Source organism: Burkholderia sp. MSMB1589WGS, assembly GCF_001636105.1.
In the GTDB taxonomy this organism is placed as follows: domain Bacteria; phylum Pseudomonadota; class Gammaproteobacteria; order Burkholderiales; family Burkholderiaceae; genus Burkholderia; species Burkholderia humptydooensis.
In genome coordinates this window covers 1,619,206-1,642,133 of sequence record NZ_LNJT01000008.1, presented here as the reverse complement: position 1 = coordinate 1,642,133, position 22,928 = coordinate 1,619,206, and the positions used below count along the sequence as shown (strand labels likewise).

Annotated in this window: 7 protein-coding genes; all 7 read left to right on the top strand. The window is 71.4% G+C overall.

What is annotated here, in order from left to right; all coding sequences use genetic code 11:
- The first annotated feature begins 67 nt into the window (after positions 1-67).
- The 7 genes from WT16_RS24855 (at position 68) to WT16_RS24825 (ending at position 22,808) form a co-directional block, all read left to right on the top strand.
- Entirely contained in the window at positions 68-6,424 is a 6,357-nt protein-coding gene (locus WT16_RS24855; protein ID WP_063534458.1) for a non-ribosomal peptide synthetase, read from the top strand.
- On the top strand, positions 6,421-7,653 hold the full coding sequence (locus tag WT16_RS24850) for an MFS transporter (protein WP_015602744.1): 1,233 nt from the start codon (positions 6,421-6,423) through the stop codon (positions 7,651-7,653). The genes WT16_RS24855 and WT16_RS24850 overlap by 4 nt, the downstream gene beginning before the upstream one ends.
- Positions 7,646-17,407: a type I polyketide synthase gene (locus tag WT16_RS24845; protein ID WP_063534457.1), complete on the top strand. Its 9,762-nt coding sequence runs from the start codon at positions 7,646-7,648 to the stop codon at positions 17,405-17,407. Before WT16_RS24850 ends, WT16_RS24845 begins: the two co-directional genes overlap by 8 nt.
- Positions 17,404-18,522, top strand: a complete 1,119-nt coding sequence (locus WT16_RS24840) for a Gfo/Idh/MocA family oxidoreductase (RefSeq protein WP_063534456.1) — start codon at positions 17,404-17,406, stop codon at positions 18,520-18,522. The genes WT16_RS24845 and WT16_RS24840 overlap by 4 nt, the downstream gene beginning before the upstream one ends.
- Positions 18,519-19,286, top strand: a complete 768-nt coding sequence (locus tag WT16_RS24835) for an alpha/beta fold hydrolase (protein ID WP_063534455.1) — start codon at positions 18,519-18,521, stop codon at positions 19,284-19,286. The genes WT16_RS24840 and WT16_RS24835 overlap by 4 nt, the downstream gene beginning before the upstream one ends.
- A 15-nt stretch (positions 19,287-19,301) precedes the next feature.
- Complete coding sequence (locus WT16_RS24830) at positions 19,302-22,265, top strand: salicylate synthase (RefSeq protein WP_063534454.1); 2,964 nt, start codon at positions 19,302-19,304, stop codon at positions 22,263-22,265.
- A gap of 150 nt (positions 22,266-22,415) precedes the next feature.
- The gene (locus tag WT16_RS24825; protein WP_015602763.1) at positions 22,416-22,808 is read left to right on the top strand and encodes a VOC family protein; all 393 of its coding nucleotides are present in this window, start codon (positions 22,416-22,418) and stop codon (positions 22,806-22,808) included.
- Positions 22,809-22,928 lie beyond the last annotated feature (120 nt).

Genomic DNA, 22,928 nt, shown 5'->3' with positions numbered 1-22,928 from the left:
CGTATGCGTCGACGGGGTGTCTTTGCGTTCAGGGTTTCGCATCACAACCGACTCGGGATCTTCATTCATGTCCGACCTTCATACGAGCCTCGCCCCCGATCCAGCCGTCGAAGCCGGTTGCATCGCGCTCGACGGCGCATCGCTGCGCGGCGAGCTTGCCGCCGATCTGTCCGTCGACCCCGAACAACTGGACGCCGACGCCAACCTGCTGCAACTGGGCCTCGACTCGATGCGCCTGATGGCGTGGCTGAACCGGCTGCGCGCGCGCGGCCACACGCTGACGCTGCGCGAGCTGTACCGCGAGCCGACGCTCGCCGGCTGGCTCGCGCTGATGCGGCGCTGCCCCGCGCGCGTCGCCGAGCGGCCCGCCGCGCCGCAGGCATGGCCGACGATGCGCGACGGCGAACCGTTCGCGCTCACGCCCGTCCAGCACGCGTATCTCGTCGGCCGCGCCGCGCAGCAGCCGCTCGGCGGCGTCGGCTGCCATCTGTATCAGGAGTTCGACGGCGCGGGGCTCACGCCGGACAGGCTGGAATCCGCCGTCCGCGCGATGATCGCCCGCCATCCGATGCTGAGCGTCGCATTCCGCACGGACGGCCGCCAGCAATGGCGTGCGGGTTCGAGCTGGCCCGGCGTCGCCGTGCACGATTTGCGCGCCTGCGGCGATGCGGAACGCGAGCACGCGCTCGCCGCATTGCGCGAACGCCTCGGCCATCGCGTGCTCGACGTCGAGCACGGCGAGACGTTCGACTTCCAGTTGTCGCTGCTTCCCGGCGGGCGGCATCGCCTGCACGTCGACCTCGATCTGCTCGTGCTCGACGCGGCGAGCTTCACGCTGGTGTTCGACGAGCTCGCGGCGCTCGCCAGCGGCCGCGCGTTGCCGGACATCGGCAGCGGTTACGACTTTCGCAGCTACGTCGCGCATCTGCAGCACGACAGCGCGGCCGCGCGCGAAGCGGCGCAGCGTTACTGGCGCGCGAAGCTGCCCGAACTGCCGGCCGCGCCGCGTCTGCCGCTCGCCCAGGAGCCCGAGCGCGTCGCGCCGGTTCGCTTCAGCCGCCGCCGCGCGGCGCTCGGCGAGGCCGACTGGCGCGCGTTCAAGGCGCAGGCGAGCGCGTGCGGCGTCACGCCGACGATGGCGCTCGCGACGTGCTTCGGCGCGGTGCTCGCGCGCTGGAGCGGCGAGCCGCGCCTGCTGCTGAACCTGACGCTGTTCGATCGACAGCCGCTCGATCCGGCCGTCGAGCGGATGATCGCCGATTTCACGAACATCCTGCTGATCGATCTCGCCGCCGAAGGCGCGCCGTTCGACTCGCTCGCGCGCGCGAACCAGGCGACGTTCGCCGACGCATACGAGCATCGCCACTGGTCGGGCGTCGAGCTGCTGCGTGAGCTGCGCAAGGAACAGTGTCATCCGCACGGCGCGCCCGTCGTGTTCACGAGCAATCTCGGCCGCCCGCTGTACGGCCGCGACACCGCCGCCGCGCTCGGCGAGCCCGGGTGGGGCATCTCGCAAACGCCGCAAGTATGGATCGACCATCTCGCGTTCGAACACGGCGCGTCGGCATGGCTGCAGTGGGACAGCGTCGACGCGCTCTTTCCGGCGAGCCTCGTCGATGCGCTGTTCGATGCGTACGTCGCGCTCGTGCGGCATCTCGTGCGTGACGCCAGCGCCTGGCGCAAGCCGCTGCCCGATCCGATGCCCGACGCGCAGCGCGCGGTCCGCGCGCGCGTCAACGACACCGCGCGGCCGGTGCCGGACGGTTGCCTGCACGACGGCTTCTTCCACGCGGCCGGGCGCGCGCCCGACGCCGTCGCGCTGATCCATCGCGACGCGCGAATCAGCTACGCGACGCTCGCCGAACAGGCGCGCCGCTGCGCGGGCGCGCTCGCGGCGTGCGGCGTGGAAGCGGGCGATACGGTCGCCGTCAGCATGTCGAAGGGCATCGGGCAGATCGTCGCGGTGCTCGGCGTGTTGCACGCGGGCGCGGTCTACGTTCCCGTGCCGCTCGACCAGCCGGAAGAACGCCGCCGCAAGATCTACGACGACGCTCGCGTGAAGCGGGTGCTCGTCTGCCGCGACGATCCGGCGGCGATCGCCGCGCCGGACGATCCGGCGCGCTATCTCGCGTGGCAGGACGCCGTCGCGGCCAACGCGCTGCGCGATCCCGTCGCGGTCGATCCGCGCACGCCGGCGTACGTGATCTACACGTCCGGCTCGACCGGCACGCCGAAGGGCGTCGTGATCTCGCATCGCGGCGCGCTCAACACATGCGCGGAACTGAACCGGCGCTACCGCGTCGGCGCGGGCGATCGCGTGCTCGCACTGTCCGCGCTGCACTTCGATCTGTCGGTCTACGACATCTTCGGCGTGCTCGCGGCGGGCGGCGCGCTCGTACTGGTCGACGAAGCGCAGCGGCGCGATCCGGCCGTCTGGTGCGAACTGCTCGACCGCCATCGCGTGACCGTATGGAACAGCGTGCCCGCGCTGTTCGACATGCTCGTCACGTACGCCGAAGGCTTGGGGCTGCGCGCGCCGTCGAACCTGCGCGTCGCGATGTTGTCCGGCGACTGGATCGGTCTGGATCTGCCTGCGCGCTACCGCGCGTTTCGCGCGGACGGCGAGCTCGTCGCCATGGGCGGCGCGACCGAGGCGTCGATCTGGTCGAACGCCTACGACGTCGGCGACGTGCCGCCGCCCTGGCGCTCGATCCCTTATGGCTATCCGCTCGCGAACCAGCGCTATCGCGTCGTCGACGAGCAGGGCCGCGATTGCCCGGACTGGGTGCCGGGCGAGCTGTGGATCGGCGGCGAAGGCGTCGCGCTCGGCTACTTCAACGACGCCGAACGCACCGCGCGGCAATTCGTCGACGACGCGAGCGGCCGCTGGTATCGGACGGGCGATCACGGGTGCTACTGGCCCGACGGCACACTGGAATTTCTCGGCCGGCGCGACAAGCAGGTGAAGATCGGCGGCTACCGGATCGAGCTCGGCGAGATCGACGCGGCGCTCAATCGCATCGACGGCGTCAAGACCGGCATCGCGCTCGCGGTCGGCGAACGCGACAAATCGCTTGCGGCGTTCGTCGTGCCGTCAGGCGACGCGCTGTTCGACGAACGGCGGGCGGGTCCGGCATGGCCGTCCGACTTTCGCGCGCTGTTCGCGCCCGCGGGCGATTGCGGCTCTGCTCGGGAAGCCGATCCGGACGCGGATGCGGATGCGGACACACACGCAGGCCGCGCCATCGACGCCATCGGCAACGCGAGCGCAAGCGCGGACGCCAGCCGCGACACCGACACCGACACCGACGCGAAGTCCGACGTGGCCATCGAACATCTCGTCGCCGATTTCCTGCACGACCATCTGCAACGCGAAGGCGTGACCTTCGACGCGCCGCTCGACGTCGACGCGGCGCTCGCGCGCTATCGCGCGCAGCCGGCGTGGCGTGCGCTGTTCGCGCGCTGGCTCGCGCTGCTGGCCGCGCACGGCCGCCTCGCCGAAGGGGACAGCGCGTATCGCCGCGGCCCGCGCTACGACCACGCGCGCCGCCGGCCGCGCGCCGACGACCCGCTCTTCACGACCGCCGACGCGCTGCTCACTCACCACGACGCGCTCGGCGCGATCCTGCGCGGGCTGCGCCCAGCGCACACGCTGCTCAACCATCCGTTCTGGTCGCCGGAATCGCTGCTGCTGCGCAGCGATGGCGCCGGGCAAGCGATCGATGCGCTCGCCACCGCGGTCGCGACGCTATCCCGCTCGCTGGGGCGGCCCGCACGGCTCGTCGAGATCGGCGCGCGCAGCGGCCTGTTCGGCGAAGCGCTGCTGCGCCGCCTCGACGCGCAACGGCTGGCCTACACGGCCGTCGACGCGTCGCAGGACATGGTGCTGCGCGCGCAGGCGCGCCTCGCCGCGTTCCCGCATGCGCAAGCGCGGCGCGAGGACCCCGCGTCGCTGAACGATCTCGCGCACGGCGCCGACGTGGTCTGGGCCAACAACGCGCTGCACCGCCTCGGCGATGCGGCGCTCGACGAACTCGCCGGGCTGGCCGCGCCGTCGGCGCTCGTCTACGTGACCGAGCTGCGCGATGCATCGGCGCTCGCGCTCGTCAGCGCCGACCTGCTCGCGGGCGGCGCCGCCGCGCAGCACAGCCTGCGCCGCGCGGAAGACTGGCGACATGCATTCGACGATCGCGCGCTCGCGTGCGAGCAGTCGGACGACGTCGGCGCGCACCGGCGCTTCGTGCTGCGCGCGCCCGCCATCGTGCGCACGCCCGATCCGCGAAAGCTGAGCGCGGCGCTCGCAGCGCATCTGCCGTCCTACATGCTGCCGCAGCGCCTCTATTTCATCGACGCCCTGCCGCTCACCGCGAACGGCAAGATCGACCACAAGGCGCTGCTGGCCCGCTGCGCGCCCGCCGCCGCTGTCGCCGATGCCGACGCCGACGCCGCGCGGCAAGCGCCGCAGGGCGACGCCGAAACGGCCGTCGCCGCGCTGTGGCAACGCTTGCTGCAAGTCGACGCGGTGCATCGGCACAGCCACTTCCTGCAGCTCGGCGGCGACAGCCTGCTCGCGACGCGCCTGATCGGCGAACTTGATCGGGCAGGCTACACGGCGCGGCTCGGCGATCTGTTCGACTACCCGACGCTCGCCGCCTTCGCCGCGACGCTGCGCCCGCGCATCGAGCCGGCAACTGACGCGCTGCGGCCCGACGCCGCGTCGCGCTTCCAGCCGTTCCCGCTCACCGACGTCCAGCAGGCGTATCTCGTCGGCCGCCAGGCCGGCTTCGCGCTGGGCGGCGTCGGCTCGCACTTCTTCGTCGAATTCGAAGTCGAGCGGCTCGACGTCGTGCGTTTCGAAGCGGCGTGGAACCGCCTGATCGCGCGCCACGACATGCTGCGCGCGGTCGTCCGCGACGGCCGGCAGCAGGTGCTCGCCGAAGCGCCGCCGTTCGCGTTGACGCGCCATCGCGTCACGAGCCTCGACGGTCCCGACGCCGCCGCGCTGCGCGAGCGGCTCGCGCATCAGGTCCTCGATCCCGCGCGCTGGCCCGTGTTCGACGTGCAAGCAGCCGAGGACGGCGGCGAGCGCAGCCGGCTCTACGTGTGTCTCGACAATCTGATGCTCGACGGTCTCAGCATGCAGATCCTGCTCGCCGAACTCGAGCAACTGTATGTCGCGCCCGAACGCGCGCTGCCGCCGCTCGACATCGGCTTTCGCGATTACGTGATGCACGTCGCTGGCCGACGCACCAGCGAAGCGTCGCTCGCCTACTGGCAGCGCCGGCTCGACGGCCTGCCCTCCGCGCCGCAACTGCCGCTTCGCCGCACGCCCGCGGAAATCGGGACGCCGCGCTTCGTGCGGCTGTCGGCGCGCCTGTCGCGCGCGCAGTGGCACGCGCTGAAGGCGAGCGCTGGCGCAGCGAGCCTGACGCCGTCGGCCCTGCTGCTCGCCGCGTATTCGGCCGTGCTGTCCGCGTGGAGCGCGCAGCGCGAGCTGTGCGTGAACCTCACGCTGTTCGATCGGCAGCCGGTGCATCCGCAGATCGAGCAGGTGCTCGGCGACTTCACGTCGCTGCTGTTGCTCGCGTGGCAGCCCGCGAACGACTGGCTCGGGAGCGCGCAGCGGCTGCAGCAGCGGCTGTGGCAAGACCTCGCGCACCGCGACGTGTCGGCGCTCTGGGTGATGCGCCAGCTCGCGCAGCGGCACGGCCGGGCCGCCGCCGAGATGCCGGTCGTGTTCACGAGCGCGCTCGGCTTCGATCACGACCGCTTCCTCGCCCATGCGTCGTGGCTCGAACCGCGCTCGGGCATCTCGCAGACGCCGCAGGTATGGCTCGATCACCAGGTCTACGAATCGGAAGGCGAGCTGCGCTTCAACTGGGATGCGGTCGAAGCGCTGTTCGAGCCCGATCGGTTGCGCGCGATGTTCGACCAGTACGTCGCGCTGCTGCAGCGGCTCGCGACCGACGCATCGGCGTGGCGGCTGCCGCTCGACGTCCTCGTGCCGCGTGTCGGCCAGGCCGGCGCGCGGTCGATGCACGGCGAGCGCGCCGTCGGCTCCGCCGCCGCCGCGCCCGCGGCGCCGATCACCGCGCTTCGCGACGACGCGCCGGTCGACGCCGCGCTCGTCGGCCGGCTGCGCCAGCATTTCGAACAGACGCTCGGCCTGCCGATCGCCGCGCGACAGAGCTTCTTCGAAGCCGGCGCGTCGTCGCTCGAACTCGTCCAATGGCACGTCAAGCTTCGGCACGCGGGCTACGCGTCGCTCGCGGTGACGGATCTCTTCACGCATGCGTCGCCGCACGCGCTCGCCGCGCATCTCGGCGGCGCGCACGCGCCGGCCCAGGCCGACGACGCGAACCGGCGCGCGCTCCTCGACCAACGCAGAGCGAAGCTGCAGCGCCGGCGAGGAGCCGCCGCATGAAGCGCTATCTGCCGTACTGGTCGTACTACGCGCACCAGGGGATGGTCAGCGCGCTGACGATGCAGGGCGTCGTCGGCTACTTCCGGCACGCGGGCGCCGACCTCGCCCAGTTGAGCTGGCTGTCGCTCGCGATGCTGCCCTGGGTCGGCAAATTCCTGTGGGCGCCATGGTGCGAGCGTCACGCGCTGCCGCTACGCGGCAACCGCTATCAGGGCAGTCTCGCGCTGCTGCAACTCGGCATGGCGGCCCTCATCGCGTGCATCGGCTTGCTGCCGCCGGCGCACGCGGCGGGCGCGATCGTCGTGTCGCTGATGCTGCTGTCGCTGCTGTCCGCGAGCCACGGCATCTACGCGAACGGCATCGCGATCTGCACGACCGACGCCCGCAGCCGCCCGTTCGCGAACGTCGCGCAAGTCGGCGGCAGCTATCTGGGGATTCCGCTCGGTTCGTTCCTGTTCCTCGCGATCGCCGAGCGCGCCGGCTGGCGCTGCGGCTTCGCGGGCATCGCCGCGCTGTCGCTGCTGCTGCTGATTCCGTCGCTGCTGATCCGCCAGCCGATGCTGGCCGCGCCCGTCGGCTCGGCGCGCCCGCGCCTGCACTGGCGCGATCTGCGCGGGATCGGGCCCGTGCTCGCGCTGACCGCGATCTACCTCGTCGCGATGCGCGGGCTGATGGCGCTGCAGACCGTGCTGCTCGTCGATGCGGGGCTCGGCCTGAGCGCGCTCGGCGAAGTCGTCACGATCTACAGTACGGTCGCGAGCGGCGCCGGCATCGCGCTCGGCGGCTGGGCCATGCGCCGTTTCGGCGCGTGGCGGTGCGTGCTGCCCGTCATGCTGTCGTTCCCGCTGCTCGCGGGCGTGCTCGCCATCGGCTATCCCCGCTTCGGCATACGCGAATGGACGCTCGCATTCGGCTTCGTCAACGTCGCGGCGGCGATCGGCTTCGTCACGCTCTACAACGTGCTGATGGGACTTACCCGCCCTCACCAGCCGGCATCCGACTACGCGCTGTTCCAGTCGACCGACATGGCCGTCGCCATGCTGATGTCGATGGCCGTCCTGCGCGTCAGCCACGCCGTCGGCTATCGCCCGGTGCTCGCGTTGCTCGCCGCGCTCGCCGTCGCGAGCCTGTGGCCCGCGATCCGGCTGTGCCGCCGGCTCGCGCAGCCGGCCGCACCCGCGCCTTCGCCCGCCGCCAACGAACCTTCTCTCGAAACCAGTCATGGATAAAGCCACCTCGTCCGCTCGCCCGGCCGCGGATCTCGACGCGCTGCTCGCGACGCATTACCCGAACGGCGAGCCGATCGCCGTGATCGGCCACGCGTGCCGCTTTCCGGAAGCGGACGACAGCGACGCGTTCTGGCGCAACCTGCTCGCCGGCGCTGAATGCAGCCGCCGCTTCACGCGGCAGGCGTTGCTCGACGCGGGCCTCGACGCCGCGACGATCGACGCGCCGAACTTCGTCAACGTCGGCTCCGTCGTGCGCGACGCCGACGCGTTCGATGCCGCGCTGTTCGGCTATTCCCGTCAGGAAGCCGAATCGATCGACCCGCAGCAGCGCCTCTTCCTGCAGATCGTCTGGCACGCACTCGAGCACGCGGGCTACGCGCCGCGCGACGTCCCGCACCGCACCGGCGTGTTCGGGTCCGCGCGCATCAGCACGTATCCGGGCAGGGAGCCGCTGCGGATCGCCGAAGTCGCGCAGGTCAAGGGCCTGCAGTCGCTGATGGGCAACGACAAGGACTATGTCGCGACGCGCGTCGCGTACAAGCTGAACCTGCGCGGACCGGCGCTCGCCGTGCAGACCGCGTGCTCGAGCTCGCTCGTCGCCGCGCACCTGGCTTGCGAAAGCCTGCGCGCCGGCGAATGCGACATGGCCGTCGCGGGCGGCGTGGCCGTATCGTTTCCGCAGCACGCGGGCTATCTGCATCAGCCGGGCATGATCTTCTCGCCGGACGGCCGCTGCCGGCCGTTCGACGCCGACGCGCAAGGCACGTTCGCCGGCAACGGCGTCGGCGCGGTCGTGCTGCGTCGGCTCGGCGACGCGCTGCGCGACGGCGACCCCGTCGTCGCGGTGCTGCTCGGCAGCGCGATCAACAACGACGGCGACCGCAAGGTCGGCTACACCGCGCCGTCGGCGGCCGGACAGCGCGACGCGATCCGCGACGCGCTGATGCTCGCGGGCGTCGACAGCACGCAGATCGGCCTCGTCGAGGCGCACGGCACCGGCACGCCGCTCGGCGATCCGGTCGAGCTCGAAGCGCTGCGCGGCGTCTTTCATCGGGCGGGCGAAGGACCGCGCTGCGCGCTCGGCTCGGTCAAGAGCAACATCGGGCATCTCGATACGGCGGCCGGCATCGCGAGCCTCCTGAAAGCCGTGCTCGCCGTCGAGCGGCGCGCGATTCCGCCGAGCCTGCACTTCCGCAAGCCGAATCCGGCGCTCGGCCTCGACGACAGCCCGTTTTACGTGCCCACCGAAGCGCAGCCCTGGGACGACGCATCGCGCGTCGCGGGCGTGTCGTCGTTCGGCATCGGCGGCACGAACTGCCATGTGGTCGTCGCGTCGCTGCCGGACGCGTTGCGCGCGGCGGTCGGCGGCGACGACCGTGCGCAGCCGGACGCCGGCGCGGCGCTGCTGCTGAGCGCGGCGAGCGAGCCCGCGCTGCAACGCCTCGCGCGCGGCTACGCGGACGCGCTGCGGCATGCGGGCGCGCGCGACTTGCTCCATACCGCGCTGCGCGGACGGCAGCTCGACCTGCCGCACCGGCTCGCGGTGCCGTTCTGCGAAGAAACCGTCGCGGCGCTCGACGCGTTCGCGCTGGGCGAAGACGATGCGCTCGTCCATCGCGGCAGCGGCGAAGCCGGGCAAATGGTCTGGCTTTTCACGGGCCAGGGCTCGCACTGGCCCGGCATGGGACAGGCGCTCTATCGGCAATCGCCCGCGTTCGCCGCGTGTCTCGACCGCTGCTTCGCGGCCTGCGACGGCGAGCTCGACGTCCCGCTGCGCGACGCGATGTCCGGCGAGCGCGGCGATCTGCTCGAACGGATGGACTACGCGCAACCCGCGATCGTCGCATTCGAGCTCGCGATGGCCGCGCACTGGCGCGCACTCGGTCTCGAGCCGCAGATCGTGATCGGTCATTCGGTCGGCGAATACGCGGCCGCGGTCGTCGCCGGACACTACGAGATCGAGCAGGCGATGCCGCTCGTCCGGCTGCGCGGCGCGCTGATGCAGCGCTGCGCGGAGGGCGCGATGCTCGCCGCATTCGCGTGCGCCGACGAATTGCTGCCGCTCGCCAGGCAAGCCGGCGCCGACGTCGCCGCGCATAACGGCGAGCGTCATCTCGTGTTCTCCGGCCGTCGCGATGCAGTCGACGCGCTCGCCGCCGCGCTCGCCGCGAAAGACATCCGCCACGCGCGGCTCACGGTCCCGGGCGCCGCGCATTCGGCGCTGCTCGATCCGGTGCTCGACACGTTCGAACGCGCGGCTGCGCAACTGCATGCGGCGCCCGGCCGCGTGCAGCTCGTGTCGACGCTGCTCGGCGGGCCGATCGACGCCGATGGGCTCAACGCGCACGGCTATTGGCGCCGGCACATGCGCGAACCGGTCCGTTACGCCGACGCGGTCCGTCACGCGATCGCACAGGGCGCGGGCGTGTTTCTCGAACTCGGGCCCGATGCGCAACTGACGGGGATCGGCCTGCGCGAGTCGCCTCAACGCGCGCGCTGGATCGCGAGCGCGCGCCGACAACAGCCCGCGCTCGCGCAAACGCGGCAGGCGACGCTCGAACTCTATGCGGCGGGCGTCGCGCTGCCGTGGGCGAACGTGCTGCCTTCGTCCGGCCGCAAGCTGCACGCGCCGCGCTATCCGTTCGATGCCGAACGCTATTGGCGCGATGCGCAGCCGGCAGCCGTCACACCGCCCGCGGCGCACGGCGGCGATGTCGACCCGGCGCTCGCCGAAGGCCGGCGGGTCGCGGCCGCAGCCGCCGCATCGCTCGATCTGCCGCGCCTGCAACGGCTCTACGACTGTGTCACGCAGTTGCATGCGATCTACGTCGATCGGCTCGTGCGCCGCTGCATCGGCGAGCGCTTCGACGAGGGCGCGACCGCGCTCGACATCCTGCGCGCGGGCCGTCTGCTGCCGCGCCATCGCCAGTTGCTCGTGCGGCTCCTGAATGCGTGCGTCGAAGACGGCTACTACCGCCGCGACAACGACCGCTACGCGCCCGCGCTCGCGGCGCCCCACGCGGAACGCGACGCGCTGCTGCAGATCCTGCGCGACTGCTGCGAAGGCTTCGACGTGATCGCCGATACCGTCGCGCGCGCGGGAGACAGCCTGCACGCGATGATGAGCGGCGACATCGAGCCGGTCGCGGTGATCTTCCCGGACAGCGCGTCGAGCGGCGTCGAAGTGCTGTATCAGGAATTCAGCTTCGGGCGCTATTTCAACCAGATCGCCGCGGGCGTCGTCGCGGGGCTCGTCCGCGAGCGGCAGACGAACCGTCGCCGGCACCGCCCATTCCGGATTCTCGAAGTCGGCGGCGGCACCGGCGGCACGACCGCGTGGCTGCTGCCGGAACTCGACGGCGAGCCGAACGTCCGCTACGACTTCACCGACATCTCGCCGATTTTCACGCGGCGCGCCGAGCAGAAATTCGCCGCTCACGAAGGCGTCGACTATCGCGTGTTCGATCTGCAAAAAGACGCGCATGCGCAAGGCTTCGAAGCGGGCGCATACGACCTGATCGTCGCAGCCAACGTGATCCATGCGACGCAGCACGTCGGCCGCGCGCTCGCGAACCTCGCGCCGCTGCTGAAGCCGGGCGGCCGTCTGCTGATGCGCGAGATCACGCGGCCGATGCGCCTCTTCGATTTCGTATTCGGCCCGCTCGTGCTGCCGCTGCACGACGAGGACGCGCGCGGCGGCGAGCTGTTCCTGTCGACCGCGCGCTGGAAGGAACAATGCGTCGCGGCGGGATTCGAGCGCATCGACTGGCTGCCGGACGACGGCGCGCCGACGTCGGGCATCAGCGAGCACATCGTGCTCGCGACCGCGCCGGGCCGCTCGGCGGGCGTCGCGCCGTGGCTCGCCGACGACGCCGATCCGCTGCTCGGTCAGCCGCTCACCGACGACGGCGTGTATCTCGCCGACTGGTCCGATTGCGCGGGCCGGCGCGAGGCATGGCAGCAACGGCTCGCGCGGGGCGGCGCGGAACTGGCGGGCCGCCACGGCGGCGGCCAGGCGGCTCCGACGATTCGCGCGCCCGAGCGCGCGCCGGCGTGGCTGACGCTCGTGCGCCTGCGCTGGTGCGCCAGTCCGTTCGGCGCGGCGCGGATCGCGCTCGACGCGCGCGATGAATCCGGCGCATGGCGGCCGCTCGACGCCGACTCCCCCGAAGACGGCCTGCCCGCGCCGCTGCCTGCGCGCGATACGCATTACGGCTGGCAGTGGCGGCCCGTGTCCGATGCGTCGCCAGATGCGAACGGCATCGCATTGCACGCCGCGTCGACGCCGTTCGCCGACTCGCTGCGCGACGCGGGCATGCCGATCGCGCCGCACGCGGATCGCCGATTGTTCATCCTCGATCCGGACGAGAAGCCGCTACAGGCGATCGCGCCGGCATTGCTCGACGCGCTGTCAGAAGCAAGCCGCGCGCCGCTCGTCGTCGTGACCCGCGGCGCATGGAAGGTCCACGCCGACGATCTCGTCGACCCCGCGCATCGCGCCGCGTGGGGGCTGCTGCGCGTCGCGGCCGCCGAACGGCCGGACCGCATGCTAGCCGCGATCGACCTGCATCCGGCCGCCGCGTGGCGCGATCTGCTGCCGGCGCTCGATGCGCTCGGCAGCGGCGCTCGCTGGCTCGCGGTCCGCGACGGCCGCGCGCATGCGCCATCGCTTGCGGCGGAACCCTACGTCGCGCCCGCGCTGCCCGCCGGCGCGCTCGCCGGCGAACGCTGGCACGTCGTCACCGGCGCGTTCGGCGGCCTCGGCCGGCTGAGCGTGCGCTGGCTCGCGCGCCACGGCGCGCGCCGCATCGCGCTCGTCGCGCCTCGCGCGCATGACGACTGGTCTGCGTTCCAGCATGAAGTCGAAGCGCTCCATGCATGCAAATTGCGCTGGGTGCGCTGCGACATCGCCGAACCCGCGCAGTTGACGGCGGCGCTGCACGCGCTGCACGCGGATGGCGGCGTCGCGGGCGCGATCCATGCGGCCGGCATCCTCGACGATGCGCCGCTCGCCACGCTCGACGCCGAACGCATCGCGCCCGTGCTCGCGGTGAAGGCCGACGCGGCGCGCGTGCTGCGCGACTGGCTCCGCGCGCACGACGCGCGCTATCTGCTTTTCTATTCGTCGGCGGCCGCCGCGCTCGGCGCGCCGGGACAAGGCGCGCACGCGTTCGCGAGCGCCTATCTCGACGGGCTCGCCGAAGCGCGCGCAAGCGGCGAGACGCCGGCGGTGATCTCCATCGCGTGGGGCGCATGGGGCGAAGCCGGACGCGCGGCCGAGCCCGCATTGCAACACAAGCTCGCGGAGAGCGGGATGGGCGTGCTGTCGAGCGCGGAAGGCCTGTGGCATCTGGAACAGGCCGTGATGCGCGGCGCGCCATACCGGCTCGCGATGCGCGTGCTGCGCGAGCGGCTCGACGCCGGCCGCCGCGCGCTGTTCGACGCCGGCGCCGATACGCCATCCGCGCGGCTCGCGCGCTCGCCGACGGCGGCCTCCCGCGCCGCAGCGGCGTCGGCGGCCGCCGCTGCGGCGGCCGCCGCCGCGCGCCCCGATCCGCGCGATGCCGATGCCGTCCGCCAATGGTTGACGGCGCGCATCGCCGCGCAACTGAAGCTCGACGATCTCGCTCAACTCACGCCGAAACGCGATCTGCTGAAGCTCGGCCTCGATTCGCTGCTGTTCCTCGAATTGCGGAGCGCGGTCGAATCGCAGCTCGGCGTCAAGCTCGACGCCGAGCGCGCGTATCGCGACATGACGGTCGCCGGAATCGGCCGGCTGATCGTCGAATCCGCGCCCGCCGACGCCAGCGCGCCCGCTTCGGACGCCGGCGCGCTCATCCACGATCCCGCGAACCGCTTCGAGCCGTTCCCGTTGACGCCGATCCAGCATGCGTACTGGCTCGGCCGCACCGATCTGATCGCGTACGGCGGCGTCGCGTGTCACGTGCTGTTCGAATGGGACATGCGGCGCGACACGTTCGACCTCGCACGCTTCGAGGCCGCCTGGAACGCGCTCGTCGCGCGTCACGACATGCTGCGGATGATCGTCGATTCGGACGGCCGCCAGCGCATCCTGCGCGACGTGCCCGTCTACCGGCCGCAGCGGCGCGACCTGAAGCGCCTCGCCGCCGACGATCAGGCGCGCGCGCTCGAACACACCCGCGACGAACTGTCGTACCGCGTGCTGCCCGCCGACCGCTGGCCGCTGTTCGAGCTCGTCGTGACCGAGCTCGACGATGCGCGCTACCGGCTCCACATGAACCTCGACCTGCTGCTGTTCGACGTGCAGAGCTTCAAGGTGATGATGGACGACCTCGCGCGCGCCTATCGCGGCGCGGCGCTCGAACCGCTGCAGATCACGTTCCGCGACTACGTGCTCGCCGATCAGGCGCGCCGCGACGCGCCAGACTGGCAGGCATCGTGGCGCTACTGGCAACGCACGCTCCCGCAACTGCCGCCCGCGCCCTTGCTGCCGCTCGACCCCGAACGCGCCGACCGCGCGCGGCCCCGCTTCACCACATATCAGGCGCGCCTCGAACGCGCGGACTGGGACAAGCTCAAACGCGAATGGCAGCGCTGGGGCGCGACGCCGTCGGCCGCGTTGCTCGCGCTCTTCGCGCACACGCTCGAACGCTGGAGCCGGCATCCGGATTTCACGCTGAACCTGACGTTCTTCAACCGGCGTCCCGATCATCCGCAGGTCTCTCAATTGATCGGCGATTTCACGTCGGTGCTGCTGATCGACTTCGCGCTGAACGGCGCGCCGACGCTGCGCGACACGATCGAGCGCACGCAGGAGCGGCTCTGGCAGCGCCTCGCGCACAGCCAGGTCAACGGCGTCGAACTGATGCGCGAACTGTCGCGCGGCCGCGCGCATGACCCTCGCCGGCCGCTGATGCCGGTCGTGTTCACGAGCATGCTGGGGATGTCGCTCGACGGCCTGAGCATCGATCAGGCGATGACGAGCCTGTTCGGCGAGCCGGTCCACGTGTTCACTCAGACGCCGCAGGTCTGGCTCGATCATCAGGTGATGGAAGTCGACGGCGATCTCGTGTTCAGTTGGTACTGCATGGACGACGTGCTCGCGCACGGCGCCGCGCAGGCGATGTTCGACGATTATCGATGCCTGCTGCGCGGAATCGCCGCGCAACCGGAACGGATGACGCAGCCTGGGCTCGCGAAACTGCGCGACGACGGCGCATGGGTGGATTTCGCGCGCCGCCGCTGGCCGCTGCATGCCGGCGATGCGGGCATGGATCTGCGCGACATCGAAGACCTGCTGCGCGCGCAGGACGGCGTATCCGACGCCGCCGCGACGCTCGCCGAAGACGGTCGCACGCTCGACATCGTCGTGTCGGCCGCCGGCGCGCAGGTCGCGCCGCCGCCCGAGACCGGCGCGCCGCTGACCCTGACGTCTGCGCTGCCGATGCTCGACGCGTCGCAGCTCGCGGAAATCGATGCGACTTGGCACTGGCTCGAGGCGCGCGCGCTGCGCGGCATCGCGCGGACGCTGCATCGCCACGGCCTGTTCGCGCAGGCCGGGCAACGCCACGATCTCGACGAAGTGCAGTCGCGCCTGCGCGCGCGGCCGCAGTATCGCCGGCTCGCGCGGCAATGGCTGCTCGCGCTGGCCGAGCGCGGCTGGCTGCGCCGCGAAGGCGACGCGTTCGTCGGCGAACGGGCGCTCGATACGGTTCCCGACCCGGCCGAGGCGCTACCGCAAGCCGGCTGGAGCCGCACGCTCGGCGCCTATCTGGATACGTGCATCGCGCGTCACGATGCGCTGTTCGACGGCACGCAAGCGCCGCTCGCGCTGCTGTTCGACGACGACGATGCGATCACCCGCGCGCTGTACAGCGACAATCCGGCGATCGACTGCCTGAATCGCGGCGCCGCGCAGATCGCGCGCGCGCTCGGCGAGCGTTCGGGCGGGCTGCGCGTGCTCGAAGTCGGCGCCGGCACCGCCGCGACGACGCGCCACCTCGTGCCGGCGCTCGACGGCCGGCTGCACAGCTACCGCTTCACCGACGTGTCGACGCTGTTCCTCGACACCGCCCGCGAGCGCTTCGCCGGCCACGCGCAGCTCGACTACGCGCGCTTCGACATCAACGCGCCAGTCGATTTCGATGCGCATCCGGAAGCAGGCTACGACATCGTCGTCGCGGTCAACGTGCTGCACGACGCGAGCGACGTCGTGCGGTCGCTGCGCCGCCTCGGGCAACTGCTGAGACCGGGCGGCCGCCTGTTGATGATCGAGGCGACCGAGCGCGACAGCGCGTTGCAGATGGCGAGCATCGGCTTCATCGAAGGCCTGAACGGCTACGACGATTTCCGCACGGCCGACGACAAGCCGATGCTCGATCTGCCGACGTGGCGCGACGCGCTCGGGCAGGCGGGCTTTTCGGTCGAACTCGCGTGGCCGGAGCAGGAATGCAGCCCGCTGCGTCAGCACCTGGTGCTCGCACGCGCGACGCATGTCGGCCGGCTCGATCTCGGGGCGCTCGAACGCGGCCTGCGCGCGCGCTGCGGCGACGCGCTGCCGCCGGTGCGCATCCGGCAATGCGAACGCATCGATCGACATGCGGACCGCCACGCGGCGCGACGCGACGAAGCGAACGAAGGTGCGCCGAGCCGCGCGGCTCGCGCGTCGCACACGTCGACCGCGCCTGTCGCGCCTGTCACGCCTGTCGCGCCGCCGCGCGAGCCGCAAGCGCAAGCCGCGCTCGAACGCAGCGTCGGCGCGGTGTGGCAGGCGCTGCTGAAGTGCCCTATCCATCGCGACAGCGATTTCTTCCAATCCGGCGGCGACAGCCTGATCGCGACGCGAATGATCGCGCAGCTCAATCGCGACGGCATGCGCGGCGCGAGTCTGCAGGCGCTCTTCGCCGAACCGACGCTCGGCGCGTTCTGCGCGACGCTGAACGCGCCGCCCGCGTCCGAAGCGGCCGTGGCAGCCGATGCGGGCGGCTGCCTGGTGGCGCTCGCCGAAGGGCGCGATCCGGCGCGCGTGTTCATGTTCCACGCGTCCGACGGCGAGCTCGCCGCGTACATGCCGCTCGCGCGGCATCTGGACTGCCGCGTTCACGGCTTGCGCGCGACGGACGCGACGCTGCCCGACGATCTCGGCGCGCTCGCCGATCGCTACGTGCAAGCCATCCGCGCATCGCAGCCGCACGGGCCGTATACGTTGATCGGGTGGTCCTATGGCGCGTCCGTCGCCGCCGAGGCCGCGCGCTTGCTGCACGAGCGCGGCGAAACGGTCGAACTCGCGCTGCTCGATCCCGTCTGCCGCGCCGATTTCGATCACGACGATCGCGCGTCGCTGCTGCGTCTGCTCGCACAAGGACGCGCCGTCGTGCCGCTGCCCGACGACCTCGAACAGCTCGACGCCGACGAACAGACCGCGTGCTTCGTGCGCGCCGCGCAAACGGCCGGGCTGCTGCCGGAGCGCATGAGCGCCGCCGATGCGCAGCGCTGGCTGACGCGCGTCGGCGACCTGCTCGGCCTGCTCGCGCGCCACCACGCGCCCGCCCCGCTGCCGATCCGCTGCCTGTGGATCGCCGCCGCGCACCGCCCGCCCCGCTGGCGACCGGCCGAACTCGACTGGCAAGGCTGGGACATGCACGCGGAACGCCACACGCTCGACGCAGACCACTGGACGCTCGTGATGGACGACGCACGAGCACAGAACGTCGCCGCCCTGTTCCGGCAGTGGCGCGACAACCCTCGCCGCCCGCAGGAGAAAGTCGCATGAAACCTCTCAACGCGCGCAACAGGCGCGTGCTCGTCGCCGGCGCAAAATTCGGCGAAATCTATCTGAATGCGTTCCTCGCGCCGCAGCCGGGGCTCGAGCTCGCGGGACTCCTCGCGAACGGCAGCCCGCGCGCGCGGCAACTGGCTCACGCGTTCGGCATTCCGCTCTACACGTCGATCGACGACGTGCCCGGCGACATCGACATCGCATGCGTGGTCGTCCGCTCGACGGTCGTCGGCGGCGCCGGCACGTCGCTCGCGCAGGCATTTCTCGAACGCGGCGCGCACGTCGTGCAGGAGCATCCGCTGCATCCGGACGACGTCGCCCGCCTGCAGCAGCTCGCCGCGCAACGCGAGCGCGCCTGTTGGGTCAACAGCTTCTATGCGCACACGCCGGCCGGCCGCTGCTGGATCGATCGCGCTCGGCGCGTGCGGCGCGCGCTCGGCGGCGAGCACGCGCACTTCGCGCATCTCGCGACGAGCCGACAGTTGCTCTACTCATCGCTCGATCTGCTGCTGCAGGCGAGCGGCGCCGTCGACGCGACGGTCGACGGCGCGGACAACGACGATCCCGCGTTCCACGCGCTGCGAATCGGCCTGCCCGGCTGCCGCGCGACGCTGCGTCTGCAGACCTATCTCGATCCCGACGATCCCGATCTGCACAGCCTCGCGATGCATCAGCTCACGCTCGGCTGGCCTTCCGGCTATCTGTCGCTCGACGCGAGCTACGGCCCGGTCGTCTGGACCGCCGCGCTATACGACCCGCAGCATCGCGACGGCAATCGCAGCGCGTACCGGACGACGGGCGCCGAAAGCGCGCATCTCGACCGGCCGCCCGCGCTGCCGCTGCATCCCGCGCCGGCAAGCTGGCGCGACGCGCTCGAAGTCGACGGCCCCGCGGGCGTCGCGCACGTGCTGCACGCGCTGCGCCGGCATCTCGACGGCGCGGCGGCGCCCGCCGCGTTCGATCCCGCCTATCAGCTCGCGCTCGCCCGCGTCTGGCAAAAGACATTGCAATGCGCGGGCCCCGCGCGCGAGCGCCGCGTCGCGCCGCCGCCGGCGATCGACCCGCGCATGCTCGTCGACGCCGCGCCCGACGAACAGGTGGCGGCATGAACGAACGGCGGATGCTGCGCCCGTGGATCATGTCGCCGGAGCCGGCTGCGTGGCGGCTCGTCATGTGCCCGTTCGCGGGCGGCAGCAGCAGCGCATTCCGCGATTGGCGCAACGTCGACGACTTCGGCATCGACGTCTCGCTCGCGATCTATCCGGGCCGCGACCACCGGATGCGCGAGCCGGGCGCGGACGACATCGGCCGGCTCGCCGATCAGCTCGCCGACGAGCTGATCGATGCGAAGGCGTCGCCCGGCAAGCTGATCCTCGCCGGGCACAGCATGGGCGCGCAAGTGGCGTTCGAGACCTGCGAGCGTCTCGAGCGGCGCGGCGCGCCGCCGTTCGCGCTCGTGCTGTCCGGCTGCCACGCGCCGCACCTGCAGGGGCGGCGCCTGCTCAGCCATCTCGACGACCGCGCGTTCGTCGATCAGCTCGTCGAGATCGGCGGCAGCGACGCAACGCTGCTGTCAGATCCGTCGCTGCTCGCGATCTTCCTGCCGATGCTGCGCGCCGACTTCCGGATCACCGAGGCCTATCGCCGCATGCCGCGCGCCGACCAGCGCCGCATCGACACGCCGACGCTGCTCGTCCACGGCAGCCGCGACACCGAAGCGTCGCGCGAAGAAGTCGCCGCGTGGCGCGACTGGCTGCGTCGCGCGGACGAACCGATCGCGATGCCCGGCGACCACTTCTACGTGACCCGCAGACCGCGCGCCTTTCTGCAACAGATCCTGCGCCGGCTCGAGTCGACCTCCGCGTGTGTGTGACCCTCAGAGAAGCTCATGGAAACTCTTCTTCATCCGAATCCGAACGAAACGGCCAACGCCGTGGCCGCCGAACCCGACATCTCGTCCGCCGCGCTGCCGCTCGGCGAACATCTGCGCCGCTGGGCGGCCGACCACGCGACGCGCATCGCGCTCGTCGCCGGCGGCGAACGCGTGCCGTTCGTCGCGCTCGATCACCGGGTCGATCGGCTCGCGGCCGCACTGCACGAGCTGGGCCTGCGCCCCGGCGACCGGGCGATGGTGCAGTTGCCGAACGGCATCGCGTTCGTCACCGTCTGCTTCGCGCTGTTCCGTCTCGGCGTGGTGCCCGTACTCGCGATGCCGACCCAACGCTCGCACGACATCGACGCGCTCTGCCGCATCGCCGAGCCCAGCGCTTATTTCATCGCGGACGGAACGGCCGGCTTCGACGCCCGATCGCTCGCCGCCGACATGCTCGACGCGCATCCGTCGCTGCGCTGGATCGTCGTCGACGGCGAGCCCGGCCGTCGCGACAATGACGACGATGCCGACGAGCGCGTCGTGCCGCTCGCGTCGCTCGACGCGCCGCCGCGCGCACTGACGCCGCCCGCGCAGAACGACGTCGCGCTGCTGCTCCTGTCGGGCGGCACGACCGGCACGCCGAAGCTGATTCCGCGCACGCACGCGGACTACGCGTACAACTTCAGCGCGTCGGCCGCGCTCTGCGGGCTCGACGATACGAGCGTCTATCTGGCGGTGCTGCCCGCCGCGCACAACTTCACGCTCGCATGCCCCGGCATACTCGGCACGCTCGCGAGCGGCGGCACGGTCGTGTTGTCCGACACGGCGAGCTGCGACGAAGCGATGCCGCTGATCGCACGCGAGCGGGTCACGCACGTCGCGCTCGTGCCGCCGCTCGCGCAGCTCTGGGCGCAAGCGCGCGAATGGGAACGCAGCGATCTGTCGAGCCTGCGGCTCGTCCAGGTCGGCGGCGCGCGGCTGGACCCGGCGCTCGCGCGCCGCCTGCCCGACGTGCTCGGCTGCCGTCTGCAGCAGGTATTCGGGATGGCTGAAGGACTGCTGTGCTACACGCGGCTCGACGATCCGCCCGACACGATCGCGCATACGCAGGGGCGGCCGCTGTCGCCGCGCGACGAAGTCCGCATCGTCGATGCGCACGGCCGCGACGTCGCCGCCGGCGACGTCGGCGAGCTGCTGACTCGCGGGCCGTACACGATCCGAGGCTACTACCGCGCGCCGGAGCACAACGCGCGCAGCTTCACGGGCGACGGCTACTACCGCACGGGCGATCTCGTGCGCCGCGACGCGGCCGGCAATCTGATCGTCGAAGGGCGCATCAAAGAGCAGATCAATCGCGGCGGCGAAAAGATCTCCGCCGCGGAAATCGAGCTGCTGATCGACGCGTTGCCGGACGTGCAGGACTCGGCCGTCGTCGCGGTTCCCGACGCGCTGCTCGGCGAACGCATCTGCGCATTCGTGCGGCCGCAACGCAACACGCTCGATGCGGCGACGCTCAAGCAGGCGCTGCGCGCACGCGGGCTCAGCGAATTCAAGCTGCCGGATCAGATCGAAATCGCCGCGCATTGGCCGTTGACGTCGGTCGGCAAGATCGACAAGCAACGCTTGATCGCGATCGCCAAGGCGCGCGACGCCGCCCCGGCGCGACGCTACGTCGAACGCCGCCTGAGCGTGCGAAGCGAACCGCTCGATCTGGCGTCGCGCATCATGCGCGCATTGCCGAGCCGGCACTGCACGCTCTACGAGCGCGGCGGCGAATGGAGCATCGGCATCGATTCGGCGCTGAGCGTGATCGTCGAGCCGGACGGAACGGTGCGCCGCAGCGACGGCGCAAGCTGGCGCGACGCACAGCCGTGCGACGCGATCGCACACGCGCTCGCGGACGTGCGGATCGACGCTTGGCGCGCATACGGGCGCGCCCATTTCGAGTTTTCTCATCTGACGTACGGCATCGACGGCGCGCGCGGCGACGAGCCGTTGCTGCGGCTCGCGATTCCGCAAAGCGAGATTCGCGTAGCGAGCGGCCGCGCGCTGATCCGCAGCCTGGACCCCGGCGCGCTCGCGACGCTCGCCGAATTGGTCGACGCGCAGGACGCCGCGCAGCAGACCGAGCCCGGCGCGCGTCTCGAAACAATCGACGGCGAACGCGACGCGCACGCGTACAAGGAGCAGGTCGCGTCCGCGGTGCGCGAAATGCAGGCCGACGCGTACCAGAAAGTGATCCTGTCGCGCGCGGTCGAGGTTCCTGCGTCGCTCGACACGGTGTCGAGCTACGTCGCGGGCCGGCGGACGAACACGCCGGCGCGCTCGTTCCTGCTCCGCGACGGCGATTTCGAAGCATACGGCTTCAGCCCCGAAACGGTGGTCGAAGTGAGCGCCGACGGCTTCGTCAGCACGCAACCGCTCGCCGGCACGCGCGCATTGACGGGCGACGACGCCGAAGACGCGCGTTTGCGGCGCGAACTGCTGCGGGATGCGAAGGAAATCGCCGAACACGCGGTGTCGGTGCAACTGGCGATGGACGAAATGTCGTCGATCTGCGACGCCGATTCGCTCGGCGTCAGCGAATTCATGAACGTGTATCGGCGCGGCACCGTCCAGCATCTTGCATCGCGCGTGCGCGGGCGGCTCGCGGCGGGCCGCCACGCATGGCATGCGTTCGAAAAGCTGTTTCCCGCCGTCACCGCTTCGGGCATTCCGAAACGCGAGGCGCTCGACAGCATTCGACGCCACGAGCAGCGCTTGCGCGGCTTGTACAGCGGCTGCGTATTCGTCGTCGACAGCGAAGGCGCGATGGATGCCGCGCTCGTGCTGCGCTCCGTGTATCGGGACGGCGGACGCTGCTGGCTGCAAGCCGGTGCGGGGCTCGTTCCGCTGTCGACGCCCGATCGCGAATGGACGGAGACTTGCGAAAAGCTCGCTTCGGTCGCGCGTCATTTGCAGGGGCGGGCGGGCGGCTAGGCGCGGAAGCCGCGGGGCGGGGCGGCGTAGCATGGCGTGGCGGAAGCATCCGTGAAGCCGCGCCGCGCCGGCCATTCGACGCGCCCCATCACATCGCCCCTCGACACGCGCTAGAATGGCCGCTCCGGTTCCCTCCCCCGACCGCCCGCCATGCCCGTCACCGGCCTCGATCACTACAACCTCCGCGCGCCTCGTCCGCTCCTCGACACGCTGCGCGATTTCTACGTGAACGCGGTCGGCTTGCGGCCCGGCGATCGCCCGCCGTTCCGGAGCCACGGCTATTGGCTGTATGCCGGCGCGCGAGCGGTGCTGCATCTGTCGGAAGCCGGGCCCGGCGAATCGCGTGCGCCGAATGTCACGAACACGTTCGACCATGTCGCGTTCTCCTGCAGCGATCTGCCGGGAACGATTGCCCGTCTGCAGCAATTCGGCATCCGATACACGAGCGCCGACGTGCCGTTGACGCGTCAGCATCAATTGTTCTTCGACGACCCGGCGGGAAACGGCGTCGAATTGAATTTCATGGCGGACGCCGACGGCTAACCGCCCATCGTCCGCACGCCTCCGCGCACCGCCCCGGCACTTGTCTTGTCCGCGAATAAGCTTGTCACCAAACAAGCTAAAAGCGCGCGACCGCGACTCCTATAATCGGCCGACACCTTG